This window comes from Micromonospora sp. NPDC005553 (genome assembly GCF_042871765.1).
GTDB lineage: Bacteria > Actinomycetota > Actinomycetes > Mycobacteriales > Micromonosporaceae > Micromonospora.
Window position 1 is genome coordinate 645488 of sequence record NZ_JBIAJD010000005.1, and the last position, 21627, is coordinate 667114.

A 21627-nucleotide genomic window follows, 5' to 3' on the forward strand; every position below is an offset into this window, starting at 1 on the left:
CACGAGGCGGGCACGGGACGTTCCGGCTACCGCTCCGACTGGGCGGCGATCACCTCGCGGGCCAGCTGACGGTAGTTACGTGCCCCGGAGGAGGCCGGGTCCATCGTCGTGATGGGGGCACCGGCCACGGTGGACTCGGGGAACTTCACCGTCTTGGTGATGACCGTCTGGTAGACCTTGTCGCCGAACGCCTCGACCACCCGCTGGAGGACCTGGCGGCAGTGCGTGGTGCGGCTGTCGTACATGGTGGCGAGGATGCCTTCGAGCTCCAGGTCGAAGTTGAGTCGCTCGCGCACCTTGTCGATGGTGTCCAGCAGCAGTGCCACACCCCGCAGACTGAAGAACTCGCATTCGAGGGGGATGAGCACGCCGTGCGCGACGGTCAACGCGTTGATCGCCAGCAGGCCGAGTGACGGCTGGCAGTCGATCAGGATGTAGTCGTACTCCTTGCGGACCGTGCGCAGGACCCGGGCCAGGGCCATCTCCCGCGCGACCTCGTTGACGAGCTGGATCTCGGCGGCGGAGAGGTCGATGTTGGCCGGCAACAGGTGCAGCCCCGCGACGTCGGTCTTGATGACGACGTCCTCGGCGAGGATGTCGTCCTGCATGAGCAGGTTGTAGATGGACAGGTCGAGGTTGTGCGGGTTGACGCCCAGCCCCACCGAGAGGGCGCCCTGCGGATCGAAGTCGACGAGCAGCACCTTGCGGCCGTACTCCGCGAGGGCGGCGCCCAGGTTGATGGTGGTGGTCGTCTTACCGACGCCACCCTTCTGGTTGGCCATCGCGATGATGCGCGCGGGGCCGTGCCGGTCGGTGGGCATCGGCTCGGGAATGGGCTTGCGCATCGTGTAGGCAGCCGGGTCCGCAGGACCCAGGTCCGCGCCGAGCGTGGCCTGCTGCTCGCGGAGCTCCGACGTCCAGGTCTCGGCACGGTCACCGTTGCCAGCCATGTGCTCGTTGCCCCCTCCCGACGACCCACCCGGCGTCGGAGCCGTCCGACGTCCTTCGCGGCGCCGCTGCGCACCCCGGTCGTGTCGCTCCAGGAGGTCCGCGCCGATGCCGACTGTACGCCACCGACCAGCAGGGGGTTCGGCACCGGCCCGGCGTGTCGGCGTCGACAGCTACCGGTTCAGCCCTGGGCGCGGGGATGGGCGGTGGCGTACACCTCGCGCAGCCGCTCCACGGTGACCAACGTGTAGACCTGGGTGGTGGTCACCGAGGCGTGGCCGAGCAGCTCCTGGACCACCCGGACGTCGGCGCCACCGTCGAGCAGGTGCGTGGCGTAGGAGTGGCGCAAAGTGTGCGGGGAGACCGCGGCCGGCCCGTCCACGGGCAGCCCGGCCCGGTCGGCGGCGCGGCGCAGGATGCCCCAGGCGCCCTGGCGGGACAGCGCGCCACCGCGGGCGTTGAGGAACACCGCCGGGGTGCCCCTACCGGCGGCGGCCAGCCCGGGACGGGCCCGGACCAGGTAGGCGCTGACGGCGTCGACGGCGTACCCGCCGATGGGCACCAGCCGCACCCGGCCGCCCTTGCCGCGCAGCAGCACCGTGCCGTCGTCGGTGTCGAGGTCGTCCACGGCGGCGCCGACCGCTTCGGAGATGCGCGCTCCGGTGCCGTACAGGAACTCCAGCAGCGCCCGGTCGCGCAGCGCGAGGGGCGCGTCGTCGCCGGTAGCGGTGATCGGGCCGGCGGTCTCCAGCAGCCGGACCACGTCGTCGACAGGTAGCGCCCGGGGCAGCCGCCGGGGCGGCGTGGGCGGGCGGACGTCGCGGCTCGGATCGGCGCCGGCCAGGCCCTCGCGCAGCGCAAAGCGGTGCAGGCCGCGTACCGCGCTGGCCGCGCGGGCGGCGGAGGAGACAGCGAGGGGCGGGTGCGCGTCGTCGCCGGCGCGCAGCTGCGCCAGGTGCGACTCGACGAGGCCGGCGCCGACCGACGCGAGGTCGGTGACGCCGGCGTCGGTCAGGGTGGCGAGATAGCGGTCCAGATCCCGGCGGTACGAGGCGAGCGTGTTCGCGGAGAGGCCACGTTCGACGGTCAGGTGGTCGAGGTACCCGCGAACGGCACGGCGCAGCGCCGGCGTGGGTGGTGTGCCCACGCCGGCGCTGGCTACGCCGTCGGTCAGTGCTCTGCCCCTCGGCTCGCTACCACTCGGCCGCCACCGTTCAGGCCAGCACGTCGGCCAGCGGGAGCACGTCCATGCCGTGCGCCTCGGCGACCGGGCCGTAGGTGACCTGACCGGCGTGGGTGTTGAGGCCCAGCGCCAGCGCCGGGTCGTTGCGCAGCGCCTCGCGCCAGCCCTGGTTGGCCAGTTCCAGGGCGTACGGCAGGGTGACGTTGGTCAGCGCGTAGGTGCTGGTGTTCGGCACCGCGCCGGGCATGTTCGCCACGCAGTAGAAGATCGACTCGTGGACCTTGTAGACCGGGTCGGCGTGCGTGGTGGGGCGCGAGTCCTCGAAGCAGCCGCCCTGGTCGATGGCGATGTCGACGAGAACGCTGCCGGGCTTCATCCGGCAGACCAGCTCGTTGGAGATCAGCGTCGGGGCCTTCGCGCCGGGCACCAGCACCGCGCCGATGACCAGGTCGGCGTCGAGCACGGCGCGCTCGACCTCGTACGCGTTGGAGGCGACGGTCTGCAGGTGGCCCCGGTAGATCGCGTCGGCCTGCCGCAGCCGGGCCACGTTCTTGTCCAGCAGAAGCACCTCGGACTGCAGACCCAGCGCGATCGCGGCGGCGTTCATGCCGGAGACACCGGCGCCGATGACCACGGTCTTGGCCGCGTACACGCCGGAGACACCGCCGGGCAGCACACCGCGCCCACCACCGGTACGCATCATGTAGAAGGCGCCCACCTGCGGGGCGAGCCGGCCGGCGACCTCGGACATCGGGGCGAGCAGCGGCAGCGACCGGTCGGGCAGCTCGACGGTCTCGTACGCGATGCCGGTGACCCGGCGGTCGATCAGCGCGTCGGTGCACTCCTTGGAGGCGGCCAGGTGCAGGTAGGTGAAGAGCACCTGCCCCTCGCGCATCCGGTGGTACTCCTCGGCGATCGGCTCCTTGACCTTGAGGACCAGCTCGGCGGTCTCCCACACCTCGTCGGCGGTGGCGAGGATCTTCGCGCCGGCGGCGGCGAACTCCTCGTCGGTGATGCTGGAGCCAACCCCGGCGCCGGACTCGACGAAGACCTGGTGGCCGCTGCGGGTGAACTCGTTGACACCCGCTGGCGTGATCGCCACGCGGTACTCGTGGTTCTTGACCTCGCGTGGGATTCCGACCTTCACGATGCAGACACCTCTCTTCGGGGCTGCTCTCCCCCGACTGCTCGGTGCCACGACGGCCCCTTTGCCGCCGCGGTACACCGGTCCTGCGGCGGCAGTCTAGGCGCGCCCGGTGCTGCCGCGAGCCAGCACAGTGACACCCGGTGCCCGGGTGTCCTGACGATGTGTCAGGGCACCGCCGAGATTCGGCGGTCGAGCGTCACCTCAGCCAACAGGACAATGTTTCACCACTATCGTCCCATCTGCCGGGCGGCGGTGCGGACAGCCGGCGAGTGGATCACTAATGTGTCCGCCCATGACCACTCCTCCTTACCAGCCCGGTTACCCCGAGCCGGGGTACCCCCAGGGCGTCTCCGACAAGAGCAAGATCGTCGCGGGTATCCTCGGCATCCTGCTCGGCACCTTCGGTGCCGGTCGGTTCTACACCGGACACACCAAGATCGCCGTCCTCCAGCTCGTCGTGAGCGTGGTGACCTGCGGCGTCGGCGCTCTCTGGGGCGTCATCGACGGCATCCTCATCCTGGTCAACGGCGGCACGGACGCGCAGGGCCGTCCGCTGCGCGACTCCTAGACCAGCAAGCGACAGGGGCCCCGCGGCTGACCGCGGGGCCCCTTTGGCGCGTACTCCCCCGACCGGCTGGACCGGCGGCGACGCTCAGCGCGGCAGCGGCGCGTCCGCCCGACGCAGAGACGCGAAGCCGGTGTCCCGGGCCCGGGCCGCGGCCAGCAGCCCGGCCACCGCGGACGCGTTGGTGATCTCACCGGCCGCGACCATGGCGACCACCTCGTCCAGATCGATCCGGACGACCTGAAGGTCGGCCTCCTCGTCGTGGCGCTCGTGCCGCTCGTCGGCCGGCACGTCGGCGAGGTCGCGGGCCAGGAACACCCGGACGATCTCGTTGGTGAACCCCGGCGAGCTGTGCAGGTCCACCAGCACGTCGACCCGCCCGGCGGTGAGGTCGGCCTCCTCGGCCAACTCCCGCAGCGCGGCCACCGGCAACTCCTCGCCGGAGACGTCCATCAGACCGGCCGGCAGCTCCCACAGGTGCCGCCCGACCGGGTGCCGGTACTGCCGGATCAGCACCACCTGGCCGGCGTCGTCGAGCGCCACCACGGCCACCGCCCCGACGTGCCGGACGAGGTCACGCAGCCCGGTCCCACCGCCCGGCATGGTCACCTCCTCGGTGACCACGTCGAAGATCCGCCCCCGGTACCGCTCCTGCCGGGAACGCACCTCGTAGCGGTGCTCCAGGTCGCTCACGACGCCGACGACGCCTTCGTCGCGGCGCCGTTGCGGGCGGCCTTGCGCGTCGTCGGGGCCCCCGCCGCCGCGTCCAGGTCGACCGGCAACTGGTCGGCCTGCGAGTACGTCACCGCGGCCTTGACGAACGAGGCGAACAGCGGGTGCGGGCGGGTCGGGCGGCTCTTCAACTCGGGGTGCGCCTGGGTGGCCACGTAGAACGGGTGCAGGCTCCGGTCCAGTTCGATGAACTCGACCAGCCGGCCGTCCGGCGAGGTGCCGGAGATGTGCAGGCCCGCCTTGGTCAGCGCGTCCCGGTAGGCGTTGTTCACCTCGTAGCGGTGCCGGTGCCGCTCGCTGATCTCGGTGCTGCCGTACGCCTCGGCGACGATCGAGCCCTCGGTCAACGTCGCCGGGTACGCGCCCAGCCGCATCGTGCCGCCCAGGTCACCCCGACCGGCGACGATGTCCTCCTGGTCGGCCATCGTGGCGATGACCGGGTGGGCCGCCTGCTCGTCGAACTCCACCGAGTTCGCGCCGTCCAGGTCGGCCAGGTGCCGGGCCACCTCGATGGTCATGCACTGCAGGCCGAGGCAGAGGCCGAGCAGCGGGATGCCGGCCTCCCGGGCGTACCGGGCGGTGCCGATCTTGCCCTCGATACCGCGGACGCCGAAGCCGCCGGGGATGAGGATGCCGTCCACGCCGGCCAACGCCGCAGCCGCGCCGGCCGGGGTGACGCACTCGTCGCTGGGCACCCACTTGAGCTGCACCCGGGCCCGGTGGCCGAAGCCCGCCGCCCGGATCGCCTCACTCACCGACAGGTACGCGTCGGGCAGGTCGACGTACTTGCCGACCACGGCGACCGTGACGGTGTGCCGGGGGCGGTGCACCCGCTCCAGCAGGTCGTCCCAGCTGGCCCAGTCCACGTCCCGGAAGGAGAGGCCGAGCCGGCGCACCACGTACGCGTCGAGCCCCTCCCGGTGCAGCACCTTCGGGATGTCGTAGATGCTCGGGGCGTCCGGGGCGGCGACGACCGCCTCGGCGTCCACGTCGCAGTAGAGCGACAGCTTCTCCTTGAGCTTCACCGGGATCTCCCGGTCGCAGCGGAGCACGATCGCGTCCGGCTGGATGCCGATGTTGCGCAGCTGCGCCACCGAGTGCTGCGTCGGCTTGGTCTTCAGCTCACCCGACGGTGCCAGGTACGGCACCAGCGAGACGTGCAGGTAGAAGCAGTTGTCGCGGCCCAGGTCGTGGCGGACCTGACGGATCGCCTCCAGGAACGGCAGCGACTCGATGTCGCCGACCGTGCCACCGACCTCGGTGATCACCACGTCGGGCAGCTGGCCGTCCTCGTCCGGGTCGGCCATCGCCAGGATCCGCGACTTGATCTCGTTCGTGATGTGCGGGATGACCTGGACGGTGTCGCCCAGGTACTCGCCGCGCCGCTCCTTGGCGATCACGTCGGAGTAGATCTGACCGGTGGTGACGTTCGCCTTACCGGACAACGCCCGGTCGAGGAACCGCTCGTAGTGCCCGACGTCGAGGTCGGTCTCGGCGCCGTCCTCGGTGACGAACACCTCACCGTGCTGGAACGGGTTCATCGTCCCCGGGTCCACGTTCAGGTAGGGGTCGAGCTTCTGCATCACCACGCGCAGCCCGCGCGCGGTCAGCAGGTTGCCGAGGCTGGAGGCGGTGAGGCCCTTACCCAGCGAGGAGGCGACGCCCCCGGTGACGAAAATGTGCCTGGTCGTCCGTGCTGATGGGGCCAAGGCCTGCTCCCGTGTCGTCTGTCGCGGTCATGCAGACCGCCGTGCTTGATCAGCAAAGTGATCACGCGATCCACGGGATTCGACGGTAACACCTCCCGGGCGGGTACCCGCAGGCCGCACCCCGGCTGCGACACCTCCGGGCCATCCGGACGAGGTCCGGCGCTCAGGACGCGGCAACCTCCGTCGATGACCGGGGGACCTGCCGGGGCGGCACGGGCACCGTCGGCGCGGCGTCCGGCGTCGACAGGCTCGCCGTCGGCTCGGCCGGTTCGTCGGCGTCCCCCCGGCGCTCGCCCGCAGGGTCCGACACCGGTCGGGCGGCCGTCGCCGGTGCGCCCGGGGGCGGGCCGGCGATCGGACGGGGGTGCACGGCACCCAGCGGTCCCCCGCCGCCGGTCGGACCGTCACCGCCACCGGCCGGGCCGACCCCGCCGGACCCCGAGTCGTCGTCGGCGCCGTTGGCGCGGGAGCGGGCCGCTACCGGGCGGGTCCGGTCCGCGGCGTGCCCGAGCACCCGTAGCGACGCCAGGGCCGCCATCGGCACCACCAGGGCGGCGGCAGCACCCATCACGTCCAGGGCCGCGCCGTCGAGCACACCACCGAGCACCGCGGCGACCACGGTGCCGGCCAGCGCGGCCCGGACCGCCGGGTAGATGCCGAACAACCGCATCAGCCCACCCCACGGCTGCAACAGGGCGAACCACACCAGCAACCCGGCGGCCAGCGCCAGCACCGTCAGCGGGCTGTTGACCAACGTCTCGAAGTTTTCCGTGCTGGAGCGGTGCACGGCGAACCCGCCGGTGCCGTCACCGAGCGCGGAGAGGAACCGGCCCAGGCTGCCCCGCTCCGCGGCCGGACGCCGCAGGTCCACCACCGCGAACCCGATACCGACCGCCAGCGCCGCCATGGTGGCCCAGGCCAGCCGGCTGACCGTCAACCAGCCACCGGCGCTGATCACGGCGGCGACGCTCACCCCGGCGGTGAGCGCGATCGCGCCGACCGGGTCGGCGCCCAGATACGGGCTGCCGACCACCACCACGGCGAGGCCACCCACCGCCACCATCACCGCCGGCCGCCAGCCCCGGTGCACCCGCTGCGCGAACCAGCCGCCGGTGACCAGCGCACCGGCGAGGAACACTCCCAGCCCCACAGTGCTCAGCCCGGCGTACCGGCCGCCCTGCAACGCGGAGTAGCCGACCACACCGTTGAGCTGCAGGCGGGCCCCGGTGAGCACGTCCAGCCCGACCACGAGCGTGGTGAGGCCGGCCACCGCTCCCAGCGGCCCGAGGGTGTTCGCGTACCCGGGGGCGAACCGCACCGCCGCGGTGCCGGCGGCCACCAGCAGCGCGGTCACCCCGGCGAAGATCCACCCGGGGTGCTCACCGCGCCACCAGGGGACCGCGTCGGTCAGCAGCGCCGCCGGCACCGTCAACGCTGCGGCGACCAGCAGCAGCTCCATCACCGCCACGATCCGCCCGGAGACGGGCGTCGGACCGGCCGGGCCGGCGTGCGGACGGGCCCGGCGCAGCAACGGCAGGATCGCGACGGCCAGCAGCACCTGCACCCCGGCGAGCAGCGTGAAGAACACCCCGGAGACGGAACGCTGGGAGGCCGCCTCCCGGTCGGCGTTCGCCGGCGCGTTGATGGCCTCGGTCAGATCAGCGGGACGACCGCCGGTGCTGATCGCCGGACGGCCGAGGAAGAGCCGCTCCGGCATGGGCCGGCCCAACGCGGCGAGGGCGGTCGGCGCGAGGTCGACAAGTTGCAGGTACCCGTCCCGGCCGGTGCTGGCCGAGGTGAGCCACCCCCGCTCCCAGCCCGGCCCGTCGGCGACCGCCACGTGCAGCCGCGCCGGCTGGGTGGTGTCGGAGATCCCCGCGACCAGCACCAACGACCGTGGGGGTCGCGCCGCCAGCACCCTGGCCAACTCGGCGTCCGCCGCGCGGGCCTCCTCGGCGCGGGTGGCCGGGTCGGCCCCCTTGACAGTGCCGAGGTCGACGATGCTCAGCACACACGAGCCGAGCAGCGGCCGCGGGTCGGCCGGCAGCCCCGAGGCGTACCGGTCGACACGGCCGTACGGTCGGGCGGCGGCCACTGCCGCGCCCGGGCCGACGGCGACGGAGCACCGCACCGACTCCGACAACGAGCCGGGCAGGGCGCCCCAGGGCAGCCGCTGCTGGTTGTACTGGACCACGCTCTCCTGGTCGGGCAGGTTCGCGCCGATGCCGTCGGGTTGTTCCACAGTCACCGCCGCCGACGGGCAACCGTCGACCGACCGGCTGCCGTTCCACGCGGCGAAGCTGCCCGCGCCCAGGGTCAACCAGCCGTCCACCGGGCAGGTGGGCCGGTGCGCGGAACGCACCGACAGGGAGCCGATCGAGCCGTCCTGGGCCATCCGCCACAGCGTCGGGGTGCTCTGCGGATCCACGTCGTCCCAGCGCAGCCCGGCGACCCCGGCGAGCACCACGAAGTCGGCGGTCCGTTGCGGGGCGCCCTGGGGTGGGCGGGCGGCGAGCGCGGTGACGCCCAGCGCCACCACGAGCACTGTCAACAGGGCGGGGGCGATTCGGCGCAACATCACCGGTGTCCCGTTCTCGGGGCGTCGGAGCCCGGGGCGGCCGCCGGACCGCCGGGGTTCCCGGCCAGCTCGGCGTAGAGGGCGGCAAGCGAAGCGACGGTGTCCGCCTCGGTCGGCCACGTCGCCGCCCGTTCGGTCCCGCGCCGGCCCAACTCCGCCCGCGCCGCCGGATCGTCCAGCAACGCGCGTACGGCCGCGTCGAGGGCGTCCACGTCGCCGGCGGGGACCAGCGTGGCGGCGTCGCCGACCAGATCCGGGAGCCCGCCGACAGCGGTGGCCACCAGTGGCACGCCGGCGCGCAACGCCTCCTGGGCGAAAAGTTGCCGCGCCTCCCAGTCGCTGGTCACCACCGCCAGGTCGGCGCCGGCGAGCAGGTCGGCCACGTCGGTGCGGTGCCCCAGCAGGGTCACCGGGGCGCGGGCGGCGGAGGTCCGCGCCGCGAGCGGCAGATACGCCGGCCCGCTGCCCGCGATCACCACGACCGGCGGCGGGGTACGCGTACGCCAGCGGGCCGCCGCGTCGATCAGCACGTCGTAACGCTTCTGCGGGTGCAACCGACCAACCGAGACGATCAACGGCTGGTCCGGGCGGACGCCGAACTCGGCGCGTACCGCCGCCGGGCGTCGACGCGGCGCGGGCAGCGTCGGCGCGGCGACCGGGGCGAGCCGGGCGTCGGCGGCACCCACCTCGGCGGCCCGTCGCACCAGGTCCGCGGAGGCACCGAGGGCCACCCGCACGCCCCGGGCGACCACCCGTTCGACGAGCCGGGACACCCCGCCCCGCAGTCCCCCGGCGAGCACCGCGTTGTGCCAGGTGACGATCAGCGGGGCGGTCGGCCGGGCCAGCACGGCGACCAACCCGGCCCGCAGGCCGTGCGCGTGGACCACGTCGACAGTGGCGTCGGCGAGCACCCGACGCAGCGCGAGCACCGCCCGCGCGTCGGACGGAGTCGGGCTCGCCGGGATCTCCACCGCCTCGAACCGGGCACCGACACCGGTGAAGTCGAACTGCTCCTGAGTGGCGGCTGGCCCGCAGACCAGGACTGTGGTGCCGCCCGCGACGAGGCCACGGGCCACCGAACGGACGTGCTGGCCGACCCCGCCGGTGCTGGACGCGAGCACCAACGCGACGGTGCCCGACCAGCCGGCGGGCAGAGTTGGCTCAGTCATCGCGTCGCCGTCTCCTTCCCGTCGCCCCGCTGCGCGGAGCCCGCGCCCGGTGTCGGCGCACCGCCGGACGGCCCCCGCCGGCCCAGACGCCGCAGCACCCCGGCGAGCAGTGGCTGTACGTCCCGCCGGTCGACGAACCAGACCACGGCGAGGAACACAACCCCAACCAGAACCCCGGACAGCATGCCCTGACCGAACGCCGCCGCCGTCGTCGGGGTGCCGCCGTCCGACTGGTCGAGCCAACGGCTGAGACCCAGCCCGGCGAGCCCGGCGAGCACACCGGCGAGACCGCCGGCCGCTGCGGCCCGTGCCGCGCCCGCGAGAGCGGGACGGCCGGCGCTGCGCCGCACCGCCAGGAGCAGCAGGGCGCCCAGCACCAGCATCCCCACCGAGTTCGCGGACGTCACCGCGAGCACCCGGTCGGCGGTGGGGAGCAGCACCGTCAACGGCAGCGCCACAGCCGGAACGACCAGCCAGCCGAGGGTGATCGCCACCGTCGCCGAGCGGGTGTCGCCGCGTGCGTACAGCGCGCGGGACAGCACTGCGAACAAGCCGTAGCCGAGCAGTCCCGGCGCGAACCCGCTGATGGCCGCCGCGGTGGACGCCGGATTGTCCGGGTAGAAGAGGGCGGCGATCGGCTGCGCCGTACCGATCAACGCGGCGACGCCCAGGCAGCTGAAGAGCAGCACACCCCGCACCGTGCCGGAGAGGGTGCGCCGATAACCGTCCTCGTCACCGGCCGCGCTGGCGGTGGCCAGCGTGGGATAGGACGCCACCGCCAACGGCACGGCGAGGACCGCCCACGGCAGCAGGTAGATCGCCTGGGCCAGGTTGAACACCTGTGGCGAGCCGGTAGGACCCCCGGAGACCCGGTTCAGGACCACCAGGAGCGCGATCTGCTGCGCGGCCACCGTCACCGCCCCGGCCGTGGCGAGCCCGCCGATCCGCGCCCGCGCGTCAGCGGTGAAGGCGTACCCGAAGCGGGGCCGTAGCCGCAACCGCCGCAGCGGGATCAGCAGCGACAGCGACAGCACGACCACGCCCAGGGTGGTGCCGCCGGAGAGGAGCAGTTCGCCGCTGCGGCCGACCTGGGCCACGGACACGCCCCGCCCCTGCGCGGCGCCGAAGGCCACGTAGACGACGACCACGGTGAGGCTGGACAGCAGCGGCGCGATGACCGGCCAGGCGAAACGTCGGTGTGCCTGGAGGACGCCGGTGAGTACGATGCCGATCCCGTAAAGCGGCAACTGCGGGGCGAACACGCGCAGCATCCGGGCGCCGGCGGCGAGTTCCGCCGCCGATCGTCCCTCGCTGATCAGCGAGATGATCGGGTCGGCGAACAGGACGACGAGCACGGCGAGGGGAACCAGCAGGCTCACCGTCCAGGTGAGCAGGGCGCCGGTGGTCGCCGCCACCGTCCGCCGGTCCTCGGCCGCGACCGCCCCGGCCAGCAGTGGCACGACCAGGCTGGCCAACGCCCCGCCCGCGACGATCTCGAAGACGATGTTCGGCACCGTGTTGGCGATGACGTACATGCCGCCGAGGTCGCTCTGCTCGACCACCCAGGTGAACACGGCGGTACGGCCGAAGCCGGCGAGTCTGCTGGCCACGGTGAGGACGGCGATGAGCGCGGCTGCCCCGGCCAGCCGGCCGGCGCCGGCGAGGGGTGCCGGTCTGGTCACGTCAGTCGGCGCGTCGGCCCAGTGCGTCGAGTTCGCGCAGCCCCGGGGTCCGCTGGATCACCGCCGTGAAGCTGACCTTCTCGCTGGCGGCGGTGAGCCCGGCCAGGACCGCGAGCAGACCGGCCCGGCCGAGCGGGCCGGTCCGGGCGGCGAGCGCGACGCCGAGCACCGCCCCGAGCGCGTTCGCGCCACTGTCGCCCAGCATCACGTCCTCGGCCAGGTCGTCGCGGAGCAGACCGGCGGCAGCGCCGGCCGCCCCTGCGGCGATCCCGCCCTGCGGGCCGCCGGTCAGCGGCGCGGCGAGCAACAGCCCGGACTTGAGGGCGCGGCCCGGCCGCAGGTCGAGCAGGTTGAGCAGGTTGGCAGTGCCGGCGATCACACCGGCGCCAAGCAGCACGTCGACGCCCCGGCCGAACGCACCGTGCCGCTGCCGGCGCGGGTGCGCCGCGACCCGGGGATCGGCGGCGAGCAGCGCGGCGGCGCCCAGCCCGACGGCGCCCACCCCGACGACCTTGACCAGACCGGCGGTGACCCGCCCCTCGCGCAGCGCGGCGAGGTGCCCGGCGAAACCCTTGGCCGCCTTCTGCTCCGGCCGCGCGCCGACGACGTCGTCGTACAGGCCGACACCGCCCGCGCCGAGACCGGCGACCAGGGCGGCCCCACCGGCGGCGCCGCCGGTGGCACCGAACGCGCCGGCGGCGGCAGCGCCGGCGGCGAGCGCCGGCCCGGCGGCCAGGCTCACCGTGCGGCCACGGAAGTTGGTGCGTTCCAACGCGGGCCCGGCCGGCGAGGTGCGCGCCTCACGCAGCGCGTAGCGGGCCGCCGCGGCACCCGCACCGGCGATCAACAGCCGACCCAGGGCGCTCACGCCGCCACCTCGCCGGCTCGGTCACGCGTCACCTGGTCGGATCCGGACACGGGGGTACGTCGTTCGCTCACTGGGGCAGTCTAGGCAACAGGCCGGAGGCGGCGTTGTCGCCGACGCCGTACTGGCCGGCCTTCTTCTCGGTGAGCTGCTGCACCAGTGCGAGGCTGGTGACCAGTTGGCCCTGCACGGTGTTGGCGTTGTCGACGGTGGAGATGGTCTGGGAGAGCACCGGGTCACCGCGGACCACGGAAACCAGGTTGCCACCGGCGGAGCCGTTGCCGGCCACCACTATCGCACCGGTCCGGTCGAACTGCTCCGCGACCTTGACGACCGACTCGTCCCGCTTGTCGGAGTCCTTGTCGACGTACGGCTGGCCGCTGACCACGACGACGGCCTCCGCCGAGGCGGTCACCTTGTTGCTGTCGGTGGTCAGGTAACCGGCGTTGTTGTAGGCGGCGAGCACTGCCCGCCGGTCGGCGTCGCTGACCGGTGTGACGCCCTGGGACCGGTCCAGCAGGACGCTTGCCAGCAACGCGCTGGAGGTCTCCACGCCGTGCCCGTTGCCCGGCAGGCCAGTGGTCTGCGCGGTCGGGCGGGCCGCGGTGACGGCCAACTCCAACAGGTTGGAGTTGTTGTCCGGGTTGATGAACTTGTCCTGCAGGTCGACCTGACCGGTGATGGTGGCGCCGGCCTGCTGGAGCTTCTTGAGCACGCCCTCGGTGTGGTTGCGCCCGTTGGGCAGGCCGAGCACCACGACCCGGCGCCCGGTGAGGGTGCCGGGCAGGAAGACCTGGGAGATCTCCTCGGCGAACTCCTCTTCCAGACCGAGCTGCTTCTCCATGCTGTTGACCTGCTGACGCAACTGCTGGTTGTCCTTGCGCAGCCCGGTGACCTGCTCCTTGAGCGAGTCGGCGACCGGACCGTTGAGGGCGGCTGTGCCGACCACCAGGCCGATCGCCAGAGCCAGGAAGACCGCGGTGAGGGACACCACGTGGTAGCGGAAGTTGATCACGCTTGCAGCCTCTTGATCGGTCGGGAACTAGAAGAGCCGGTACAGCTGGAACACGAAATTGTCCCACCACTCGGCGACCACGCCGAGGTACGCCTTCCCGACGGTCGAGACAGCCACCGCGGACGCCATCGCCGCGATCGCCGACAGCACGAGCAACAGCAGCGAGGACCCGGAGATGCTCTGCCGGTAGAGCCGGCTCACACCCTTGGCGTCGACCAGCTTGCCGCCGACCTTCAGCCGGGTCAGGAAGGTCGAGGCCATCCCGCCGCGGCCCTTGTCGAGGAACTCGACGAGCGTGGCGTGGGTGCCGACCGCGACCAGCAGCGAGGCGCCCTTCTCGTCGGCCAGCAACATGGCCAGGTCCTCGCTGGTCGCCGCGGCCGGGAATGTGATGGCCGGCACACCGAGGCCGTTGACCCGGGGCAGGCCCGGCGCGCGCCCGTCCGGGTACGCGTGCACGATCACCTCGGCGCCGCAGCGCAGCACGTCGTCGGTGACCGAATCCATGTCCCCGATAATCACGTCGGGGGTGTAGCCGGCCTCAACCAGCGCGTCCGCGCCGCCGTCGACGCCGATGAGCACCGGCTTGAACTCCCGGATGTACGGGCGAAGCACATCCAGGTCGGCCTTGTAGTCGTAGCCGCGCACCACGATCAGGCAGTGCCGACCCTGCATCTGGGTCTCGATGTCCGGCACACCGACACCATCGAGCAGCAGGTCGCGTTCCTGACGCAGGTAGTCCATCGTGTTGGCGGCGAACGCCTCCAACTGCACCGACAGACCCTCCCGGGCGTCCGCCATCGCCTTGCCGACCGACTCAGCGTCCTGAAGGCTGCCGTGGGCCACCGGCTCGTCACCGGCGAAGACCGTGTTGCCCTCGATGCGCACCTGGTCGCCCTCGCGGATGCGCTCGAAGACGCCCTCCCCCAGGTCGTCGAGGAGCGGAATGCCGGCGGCGATCAGCACCTCCGGGCCCAGGTTCGGGTAACGACCGGAGACCGAGGGCTTGGCGTTGAGCACCGCCGCGACCCCGACGGCGACGAGCGAGTCGGCCGCCACCCGGTCCAGGTCGACGTGGTCGATGACCGCGATGTCACCGGGGCGCAGCCGACCGACCAGGCGTTTCGTCCGGCGATCAAGGCGCGCGGTGCCGAGGACTCTGCCCGGTTCGGCGTTCCGGTTCCGGCGCAACGTGGGTAGACGCATCGTGACCATCCTGGCATGTGAGGCAGGCTTTTCTGTCGCGACATGCCTGAGCAGGGCCGCCTACCCAGGGAAGCACACACCGGCACAAGCCGGTGTGCTTGCGCTCACAATACGCGGCGTCACAACCGCCTTTCCTTGGCGGCCACTGCCAGAAGCTCCTCGGCATGGGCGATACCCAGATCCGAATCGGGCAAACCCGCCAGCATGCGCGCCAACTCCCGCGCCCGCTCGGTGTCCTCCACCACGCGCACCCCGCTGGTCGTCACCGCGCCGCCGGTGTCCTTCGCCACCACCAGGTGCCGGTCAGCGAACGCGGCCACCTGCGGCAGGTGCGTGACCACCAGCACCTGGTGGCTACGGGCCAACCGCGCCAAACGACGGCCGATCTCCACCGCCGCCTGCCCGCCGACCCCCGCGTCGACCTCGTCAAAGACCAACGTGGGCGGGCCACCGGAGCCGGCGAACACGACCTCGATGGCGAGCATCACCCGGGACAACTCACCCCCGGAGGCCCCGCGCTGCAACGGCAACGACGGCGCCCCAGGGTGGGCCAGCAACCGCAGCTCCACCTCGTCACCGCCGTCCGGCGTGACACCCACCTCGACGCCGTTGACCGCAAGCGTCGGCTCGGCACGCCCGGCCGGACGCGGCAGCACCGCCACCTCGATCCGCGCGTGCGGCATGGCCAGCCCGGCCAGCTCGACGGTGACCTGGTCGGCGAAGCGGACCGCCGCCTCCTGCCGGGAGGTGGACACCCGCCCGGCGAGATCGGCCACCTCCACGGCGAGCCGCTGGCCCTCCCGCTCCAACTCGTCGAGCACGTCGTCGGACATGTCCAGATCGGACAGTCGGGTGCGCGCCCGATCGGCCCAGGCGATCACCCCGTCGACGTCGTCGGCGTACTTGCGGGTCAACGCGCGCAGCGCCGCCCGCCGCTCATAGACGTGCTGCAACCGGGCCGGGTCCGCGTCCAGCGTCGCCAGGTACGCCGACAGCTCAGCGGACACGTCGGTGACCAGGGTGGCCGCCTCCTCCAGGCGGGCCGCCAGCTCACCGAGCGCCGGATCGGTGCCGGACTGCGCCTCCAGGGTCCGCCGGGCGGTGCCGAGCAACGCCGCCGCGTCCGGGGTCTCCTCGGCCGCCTCCGCGCCACCGGCCACACACTGCTGGGCGATCTGCGCGGCCGTCCGCAGACCCTCGGCGTGCTCCAGCCGCTGCGCCTCGGTCTTCAGCTCGTCGTCCTCACCCGGCTGTGGGTCGACCCGGGTGATCTCGTCGAGGCCCAACCGCAGCAGGTCGGCCTCCTGGTTGCGCTCGCGGGCGTTGCGCCGACGGTCGGCCAGGTCGTCGACCACCCGACGCCACCCCGTGTACGCCTCGCGCAGCGCGTCGAGCAGCTTCTCGTGCGCCGGGCCGGCGAACCGGTCCAGTGCGGCCCGCTGCTCGGCCGGGCGTAGCAACCGCAACTGGTCGGACTGGCCGTGCACGGCGACCGCCTGCTCGCCGACCTCACCGAGCATCGACACCGGCATGCTCCGGCCACCGACGTGGGCGCGCGAGCGCCCCTCCACCGTCACCGTACGGCTCAGCAGCACCGAGCCGTCCTCGTCCGGGTCGCCGCCGGCCTCGACGATCCGCGCGTGCACGGCGTCGGCGACCCGCCCGTGCAGCCGCAGCCGCCCCTCCACCACCGCACGACCGGGTTGGGCGCGGACCCGCCCGGCGTCGGCCCGACCGCCGAAGAGCAGGCCGAGGCCGGTGACCACCATGGTCTTGCCCGCACCGGTCTCGCCGGTGATGACGTTCATGCCGCCGGTCAACGGCAGCGTGGTGTCCTCGATGACGCCCAGTCCGGTGATGCGCAGCTCTTCCAGCACAGCCACCGACAGTAGACGCGAGGCACGACAGTTGACCAGCCGACGGGCCCGGGTCGGGCCCGTACCCGGCCGACGTACAGTTCTGCCCCGTGTTGGACGTGATCGGCCTGACCTCGGCTGAGGAGGAGCTCTACCGCTGCCTGCTCCAGCTCACCACGGCCCGCATCGACGAGTTGGCCCATCGTTTGCACCGACCCCGGGAGCAGGTCGCCGCCCAGGTCGAGGCACTGCGCGGCAAGGGCCTCGTGCAGCGCAGCGACACCGACCCGGACGCCCCGCTGCGACCGACCGCCCCGGACGTCGCCCTCGGCGCGACGCTGCTGCGGCGTCAGGAGGATCTGGAGTCGGCCCGCCGACTGGTCACCCAACTGGCTGAGGAGTACCGCTCCGGGCTGCGCCGACACCACGTCGACCATCTGGTCGAGGTGATCACCGGCGCCCGGGTCCTTCGGGACCGTCTGCGTGACCTGCAGAACTCGGCGCGTACCGAGGTGCTCTGGTTCTGCCGGGCCAATCCCCTCGCCATGGCCGGCCCGGAGAACGTCGAGGAGTTCGACGCGCTGGCCCGTGGGGTGAGCTACCGGGCCATCTACGAGCGTGACCTGCTGCTGGAACCGGGCGCGTTGGCCGACCTGGCCAAGGGGGTCGCCGCCGGGGAGCAGGCCCGCGTCCTGGACCGGCTGCCGGTCCGACTGGCCATCGTGGACGCCCGCACCGCCATCTGCCCGTTGGTGCCCGACCGCGACGGCGGCGAACCGAGCGCCGCCGTGATCGGTCGCAGTCAACTGCTCGACGCGCTGCTCGCCCTCTTCGAGAGCCACTGGCGGGTCGCCACCCGGCTGCGCCTCGACGACCCCCTCGCCGTCGCGGCCCCCGAGCCTCGACGGCCGGAGCCCGCGGACCAGCCGGGCGACGGTTACCAACCCGACGCCGACGAGGCCCGGCTGCTGTCGCTGTTCGTGGCGGGCGTACCGGACAAGTCCATCGCCTCCCAGCTTGGGGTGAGCCGGCGGACAGTGCAACGGCGCATCGCCGACCTGATGGCCGCCGCCGGCGTGGACACCCGGCCCGGGTTGGCGTTCCAGGTGGCCCGACGCGGCTGGCTCTGACGCGAAAAGGGTCCGCCGTCGACCGACGGCGGACCCTCGACCGGCAGGGCGGGACGGCCAGGCCGCCCCGCCCCGCCCGATCACCGCAGCCCGTACGCCTGGAGCACCGTCTGGTCGACGGTGTTCCCGGCCCGGTCGGCGGCACGCACCCGCAGCGACACCGTTCCGCGCCCCGCCGGCACGGTAGCGGTGTACCGGGTGCCCGACCCCGTGGTCGGCGCGTTGCGCCAGGTGACGCCCCCGTCGAAGGAGACCTGCACCCGGACGCTGGCACCGGTCGGCCTCGACGCCCCGGTCGGCTGCCGCAGGGTCAGCCCGAGCTGGTGCGGCCGGTTGCCGCGGACCGTGCCGCGCAGGTCGGCCGGCACCCGGTAGTCCACCTGGAGCAGCGACAACGGCGCGGCGGCGTCACCCGCCGGTCGGGCCGAGGTGAACTCCCAGGCCGTGTCGGTCCGCGTGCCGTAACGCCACTCGACCGAGGACCGCTGGGTGGTCACGTCCAGGCGGTACCGGGCCGCCCCGGCGGTCGTGGGCACCGACGCCCAACCCTCGGAGAGGTCCGCGATCTGCTGCCCGTTGCGGCTGACCCGGGCCGTGACGGTGTCCGACTCCTCACTCTCGCCGGCCACGCTGTAGTGCCCCTCGGCGTCGACGAACTCGGGCACCCGCAACTCCAGGTTGTCACCAGTACGGGTGGGCACCGGCGCACCGCGGGCCGGCACGGCCGGGCGGAGCACCGGCGCGTGCCAGGTCTCGGTCACCCGGTCGTCGGCGGCGTAACGCCGCGGCTGCTGGGTCAGACCACCCGTCAGCTGCCCCCACTGCATGAACATGATCTTGTGCAGCACCCGTTGCTGCCACCAGTTGTCGCCGGAGCTGACGAACTCCCGTCGGGTGGTGCCGGTACGGACCAGCCGCTGGTTGTCGTTCCACGCGGTGTCCTGCCACGGACGCCACCCGAACCGCTGCTCGCTGGCCCAGTCCCCGCCGACGTTCCCGTAGTGGCTGGTCACCTCGGCGGTGTTGCGGTCGGTGACCTTGTGCAGGATCCGCTCCGGGACCCGGCCCTTCGAGACCTGCCACACGTCGTACAGGTACGGACTGTCCACCGTCAACGTCAGGTCCAGCGTCGTGTGACGCTTCCGGACCGCCGCGATGATCTTCTGCCCGTCGTCGTACGCCACCGCCATCGACGGGATCGGCAGCCGGTCACCCAACGGGGTCCACGACGTCCACGCGCTCTGGTCGGCCGGGCGGACGATCAGCGCCACCTTCGCGCCAGCGGCAGCCGCCGCCGCGATCTGCTCCTCCTCCGAAGCGTCCGGGGTGCTGGTGAGCAGCGCCGCGGCACCACGTACCCGGGTCAGCTCGGCGGGGGTACCGGTGCCGGCCCAGACCAGCGGCAGCTTGCGCCGCTCGGCCGTCGCCGGCGAGTAGCCCATCAGGTTGATGTCCAACGGACCGGACACCCCGCTGATCGTCGCGTCCACCATCGGCGCGACCAACTGCCAGCGCGACGCGAACTCGAACTCGCCCTGGCGCACCGCACGGGTCGGGGTGACGTTGACCTGCTGGATGGTGCTGAAGGTCATCACACCGTGGTCGACCTGCCGGCCGTTGCCGAAGACCCGGTGCTCGTAGAAACTGATCGTCGAGCGCTGCTCAGAGGGTTTCGGCGTCTCGATCCGCACCGGGGTGCCCTTGCGCGGGTCGAGGACCACTGTGAGGTCCCGGTCGACGAGCAGCTCCGGGTCGGTGACCAGGGTGATCTGCTCGTCCAGCGGGGCACCGTGCTCGATCAACGCCTGGACCAGGTAGGGGCCCTCCTCGACCTGGAGTTGCACCTCGCCGCCGACCCACCCGAGCCAGTCGGATTCGGGCTGCTCACCGAAGAGGGTGAGCACCGACGCGAGACCCGGCTGACCCTGCATGTCCAGCGCCCGCACGGTCACGGTGTGCAGCGGACCGCTGAGGGTGAGCGCGACAGCGGTGCGCACCGCGACGCCGTCCGCGCCGGTGGCCACCACCCACCCGCTGTGCACACCCCGGTCCAGCTTCGCCGGGTCCGCCCGCAACGGCACGGCGACGCTGCCGCCGGCCGGCACCGTCACCTCGACGCCGCCGACCGTGACCCCGTCGGTCTCGGCCGCACGGGTGTCCAGGTTGCGCAGCTCCAGGGCCAACCGCAGGGTCTGCGGGGCCGTGCCACCGTTGGTGTACGTCACGGTCCGCTCGACCGGCACGCCACCGGTGCTGAGCCGGCCGAAGTCAGCGGTGCCGGAGCCGTACACCCGCTGGCCGAGCGCGCGGGCCAATTCGACCCGACCGGCGCCCTGCTCGAAAACGGTCAACGCCGGGTTCGCCTTCGTGGTGCTGACCAGCGCGTCCTTGAGCTTCGCGGCGGACCAGTCGGGGTGTTCCTGGGCGAGGATCGCCGCCGCCCCGGCCACGTGCGGAGTGGCCATCGAGGTGCCGGACGCGGTCGTGTACGCGTCGTCCACCGGCGTACCCATGGCGGTGCCGGCGGCCCGGGCGGCGACGATGCCCACGCCCGGCGCGGTGATCTCAGGCTTCAGGCCGTTGTCGCCGAGGCGCGGACCCCGGCTGGAGAAGTCCGCCAGCTCGTCGGCACGGTCCACAGCGCCGACGGTCAGCGCCGCCGCGGCCGCGCCGGGCGCACCGACGGTCCGCGCGGCACCCGAGTTGCCGGCGGCGACCACGAACAGCGCGCCGGTCTCAGCGGTCAGGTCGTTCACCGCCTGGCTCATCGGGTCGGTGCCGTCGGTCGGGTCACCACCGAGGCTCATGCTGACCACCTTCGCGCCGGAGTGGGCGGCCCACTCCATGCCCGCGATGATCGACGAGCTGTAGCCGGAGCCACCGTCGTCGAGCACCTTGCCGACCAGCAACCGCGCACCCGGGGCCACGCCCTTGCGCAACCCGTCGGACGCCGCCCCGCTGCCCGCGATGGTGGCGGCCACGTGGGTGCCGTGGCCGTGCCCGTCGCGGGCGCTGCCACTGCCGGAGAAGTCCTGCGCCTCGGCGACCCGACCGGCCAGGTCGGGGTGGGTGGCGTCGACGCCGGTGTCGAGCACCGCCACCTTCACGCCGGCACCGTCGCGGCCGGCGGCCCAGGCGATCGGAGCGCCGATCTGCGGCACGCTGTGCTCCAGCGTCGGGCGGACCTTCCCGTCCAGCCAGATCCGCGCGACACCGGCCCCGAGCCGGGCCGGCGAACCGGCTGTCACCCGCTGCCCGGGCGCACCGCGCAGCGACGTCCACAAGCCACCCAGGTCATCCTTGCCGACCCGCAGCGCCGCGCCGTTGATGCTCTCCAACGGCCGGGCGTCGGTCGCGCCGGCCAGCGGCCGGACCCGTCCGGCGGCCGGCTCCTGATAGCGGACGATCAGCGGCAACGCGCCCTGCGCGGCGTCGCCGTACCCGTCGGCCGCCAACTCCTGCACGTCGAACAGGTCGGGGTCGAGCACCCCCGCGGAGAGGTACGGCATCACGTCGCTGGGCAGCACCCGCAACCCGCCGTCGGCCTCGACAGTCTGGAAGGCGATCCGGTCGCGCCCCGGGCCGGGGTGGACGGTGGCGGCGACCCGACCGGGTGCCGCCTGCACCAGGTCGACCTGGTCGCCGGTGATCAGAGTGATGCGGACGGGTGCGTGCTGGGCGGGCGTGCCCGACGTCGGGCCGGTGGGCCGGGCGGGCGGGTCGGCGGACGCCGGTGCGGCGACGCCGACCACCAACGCGCCGACCGCGCCGACGGCGAGCCAGCGTGGGGACCAGTGCATGCGATGGGCTCCTCTACTCCTCCAGGCCCGCCATCCGTAGAT

Annotated in this window: 15 protein-coding genes; 2 read left to right on the forward strand and 13 right to left on the reverse strand. The window is 73.1% G+C overall.

Annotation, left to right across the window (positions count from 1 at the left end):
• Nucleotides 1-26: 26 nt before the first annotated feature.
• From ACFYPG_RS23855 to ald, 3 genes are all read right to left on the reverse strand, one after another.
• Nucleotides 27-950 carry a ParA family protein gene (locus ACFYPG_RS23855; RefSeq protein WP_124817891.1) on the reverse strand — a complete coding sequence of 308 codons (924 nt, stop codon included), beginning with the start codon at nucleotides 948-950 and terminating at the stop codon, nucleotides 27-29.
• Nucleotides 951-1129: 179 nt separating this feature from the next.
• Nucleotides 1130-2095, reverse strand: coding sequence for a site-specific tyrosine recombinase XerD (locus ACFYPG_RS23860; protein WP_387353915.1), 966 nt, complete (start codon nucleotides 2093-2095; stop codon nucleotides 1130-1132).
• Nucleotides 2096-2162: 67 nt separating this feature from the next.
• Nucleotides 2163-3278, reverse strand: a complete 1116-nt coding sequence (gene ald / locus ACFYPG_RS23865; RefSeq protein ID WP_387353916.1) for an alanine dehydrogenase — start codon at nucleotides 3276-3278, stop codon at nucleotides 2163-2165.
• Nucleotides 3279-3507: 229 nt separating this feature from the next.
• On the opposite strand from ald, the gene ACFYPG_RS23870 reads away from it, so the two are divergent.
• Nucleotides 3508-3846 carry a TM2 domain-containing protein gene (locus ACFYPG_RS23870; RefSeq protein ID WP_387353946.1) on the forward strand — a complete coding sequence of 113 codons (339 nt, stop codon included), beginning with the start codon at nucleotides 3508-3510 and terminating at the stop codon, nucleotides 3844-3846.
• An 84-nt stretch (nucleotides 3847-3930) separates the two neighbouring features.
• Here the strand turns inward: ACFYPG_RS23870 and ACFYPG_RS23875 are convergent, their stop codons facing one another.
• The 9 genes from ACFYPG_RS23875 to recN all read right to left on the reverse strand — a co-directional run bounded on the left by ACFYPG_RS23875 (nucleotide 3931) and on the right by recN (nucleotide 16676).
• Nucleotides 3931-4536: an NUDIX domain-containing protein gene (locus tag ACFYPG_RS23875; RefSeq protein WP_387353917.1), complete on the reverse strand. Its 606-nt coding sequence runs from the start codon at nucleotides 4534-4536 to the stop codon at nucleotides 3931-3933.
• Nucleotides 4533-6284, reverse strand: coding sequence for a CTP synthase (locus tag ACFYPG_RS23880; RefSeq protein ID WP_387353918.1), 1752 nt, complete (start codon nucleotides 6282-6284; stop codon nucleotides 4533-4535). The genes ACFYPG_RS23875 and ACFYPG_RS23880 overlap by 4 nt, the downstream gene beginning before the upstream one ends.
• A gap of 163 nt (nucleotides 6285-6447) precedes the next feature.
• Nucleotides 6448-8862, reverse strand: coding sequence for a hypothetical protein (locus tag ACFYPG_RS23885; RefSeq protein WP_387353947.1), 2415 nt, complete (start codon nucleotides 8860-8862; stop codon nucleotides 6448-6450).
• Nucleotides 8862-10031 (reverse strand): glycosyltransferase family 4 protein, encoded by a 1170-nt coding sequence (locus tag ACFYPG_RS23890; protein ID WP_387353919.1) that lies wholly within the window; start codon nucleotides 10029-10031, stop codon nucleotides 8862-8864. Before ACFYPG_RS23890 ends, ACFYPG_RS23885 begins: the two co-directional genes overlap by 1 nt.
• Entirely contained in the window at nucleotides 10028-11713 is a 1686-nt protein-coding gene (gene murJ / locus ACFYPG_RS23895; RefSeq protein WP_387353920.1) for a murein biosynthesis integral membrane protein MurJ, read from the reverse strand. The genes ACFYPG_RS23890 and murJ overlap by 4 nt, the downstream gene beginning before the upstream one ends.
• Before the next feature lies 1 nt (nucleotide 11714).
• Nucleotides 11715-12581, reverse strand: coding sequence for a hypothetical protein (locus tag ACFYPG_RS23900; RefSeq protein ID WP_355008446.1), 867 nt, complete (start codon nucleotides 12579-12581; stop codon nucleotides 11715-11717).
• A gap of 67 nt (nucleotides 12582-12648) precedes the next feature.
• Nucleotides 12649-13593 (reverse strand): copper transporter, encoded by a 945-nt coding sequence (locus ACFYPG_RS23905; protein ID WP_355008445.1) that lies wholly within the window; start codon nucleotides 13591-13593, stop codon nucleotides 12649-12651.
• Nucleotides 13594-13620: 27 nt separating this feature from the next.
• Nucleotides 13621-14799: a putative cytokinetic ring protein SteA gene (steA, locus tag ACFYPG_RS23910; protein WP_355008444.1), complete on the reverse strand. Its 1179-nt coding sequence runs from the start codon at nucleotides 14797-14799 to the stop codon at nucleotides 13621-13623.
• Between the two features lie 119 nt (nucleotides 14800-14918).
• On the reverse strand, nucleotides 14919-16676 hold the full coding sequence (gene recN / locus ACFYPG_RS23915) for a DNA repair protein RecN (RefSeq protein ID WP_357262904.1): 1758 nt from the start codon (nucleotides 16674-16676) through the stop codon (nucleotides 14919-14921).
• Between the two features lie 89 nt (nucleotides 16677-16765).
• On the opposite strand from recN, the gene ACFYPG_RS23920 reads away from it, so the two are divergent.
• Nucleotides 16766-17785 carry a helix-turn-helix domain-containing protein gene (locus tag ACFYPG_RS23920; RefSeq protein WP_355008443.1) on the forward strand — a complete coding sequence of 340 codons (1020 nt, stop codon included), beginning with the start codon at nucleotides 16766-16768 and terminating at the stop codon, nucleotides 17783-17785.
• Nucleotides 17786-17865: 80 nt separating this feature from the next.
• On the opposite strand, the gene ACFYPG_RS23925 is transcribed toward ACFYPG_RS23920, so the two are convergent.
• Complete coding sequence (locus tag ACFYPG_RS23925) at nucleotides 17866-21585, reverse strand: S8 family serine peptidase (protein WP_387353921.1); 3720 nt, start codon at nucleotides 21583-21585, stop codon at nucleotides 17866-17868.
• Between the last annotated feature and the right edge of the window lie 42 nt (nucleotides 21586-21627).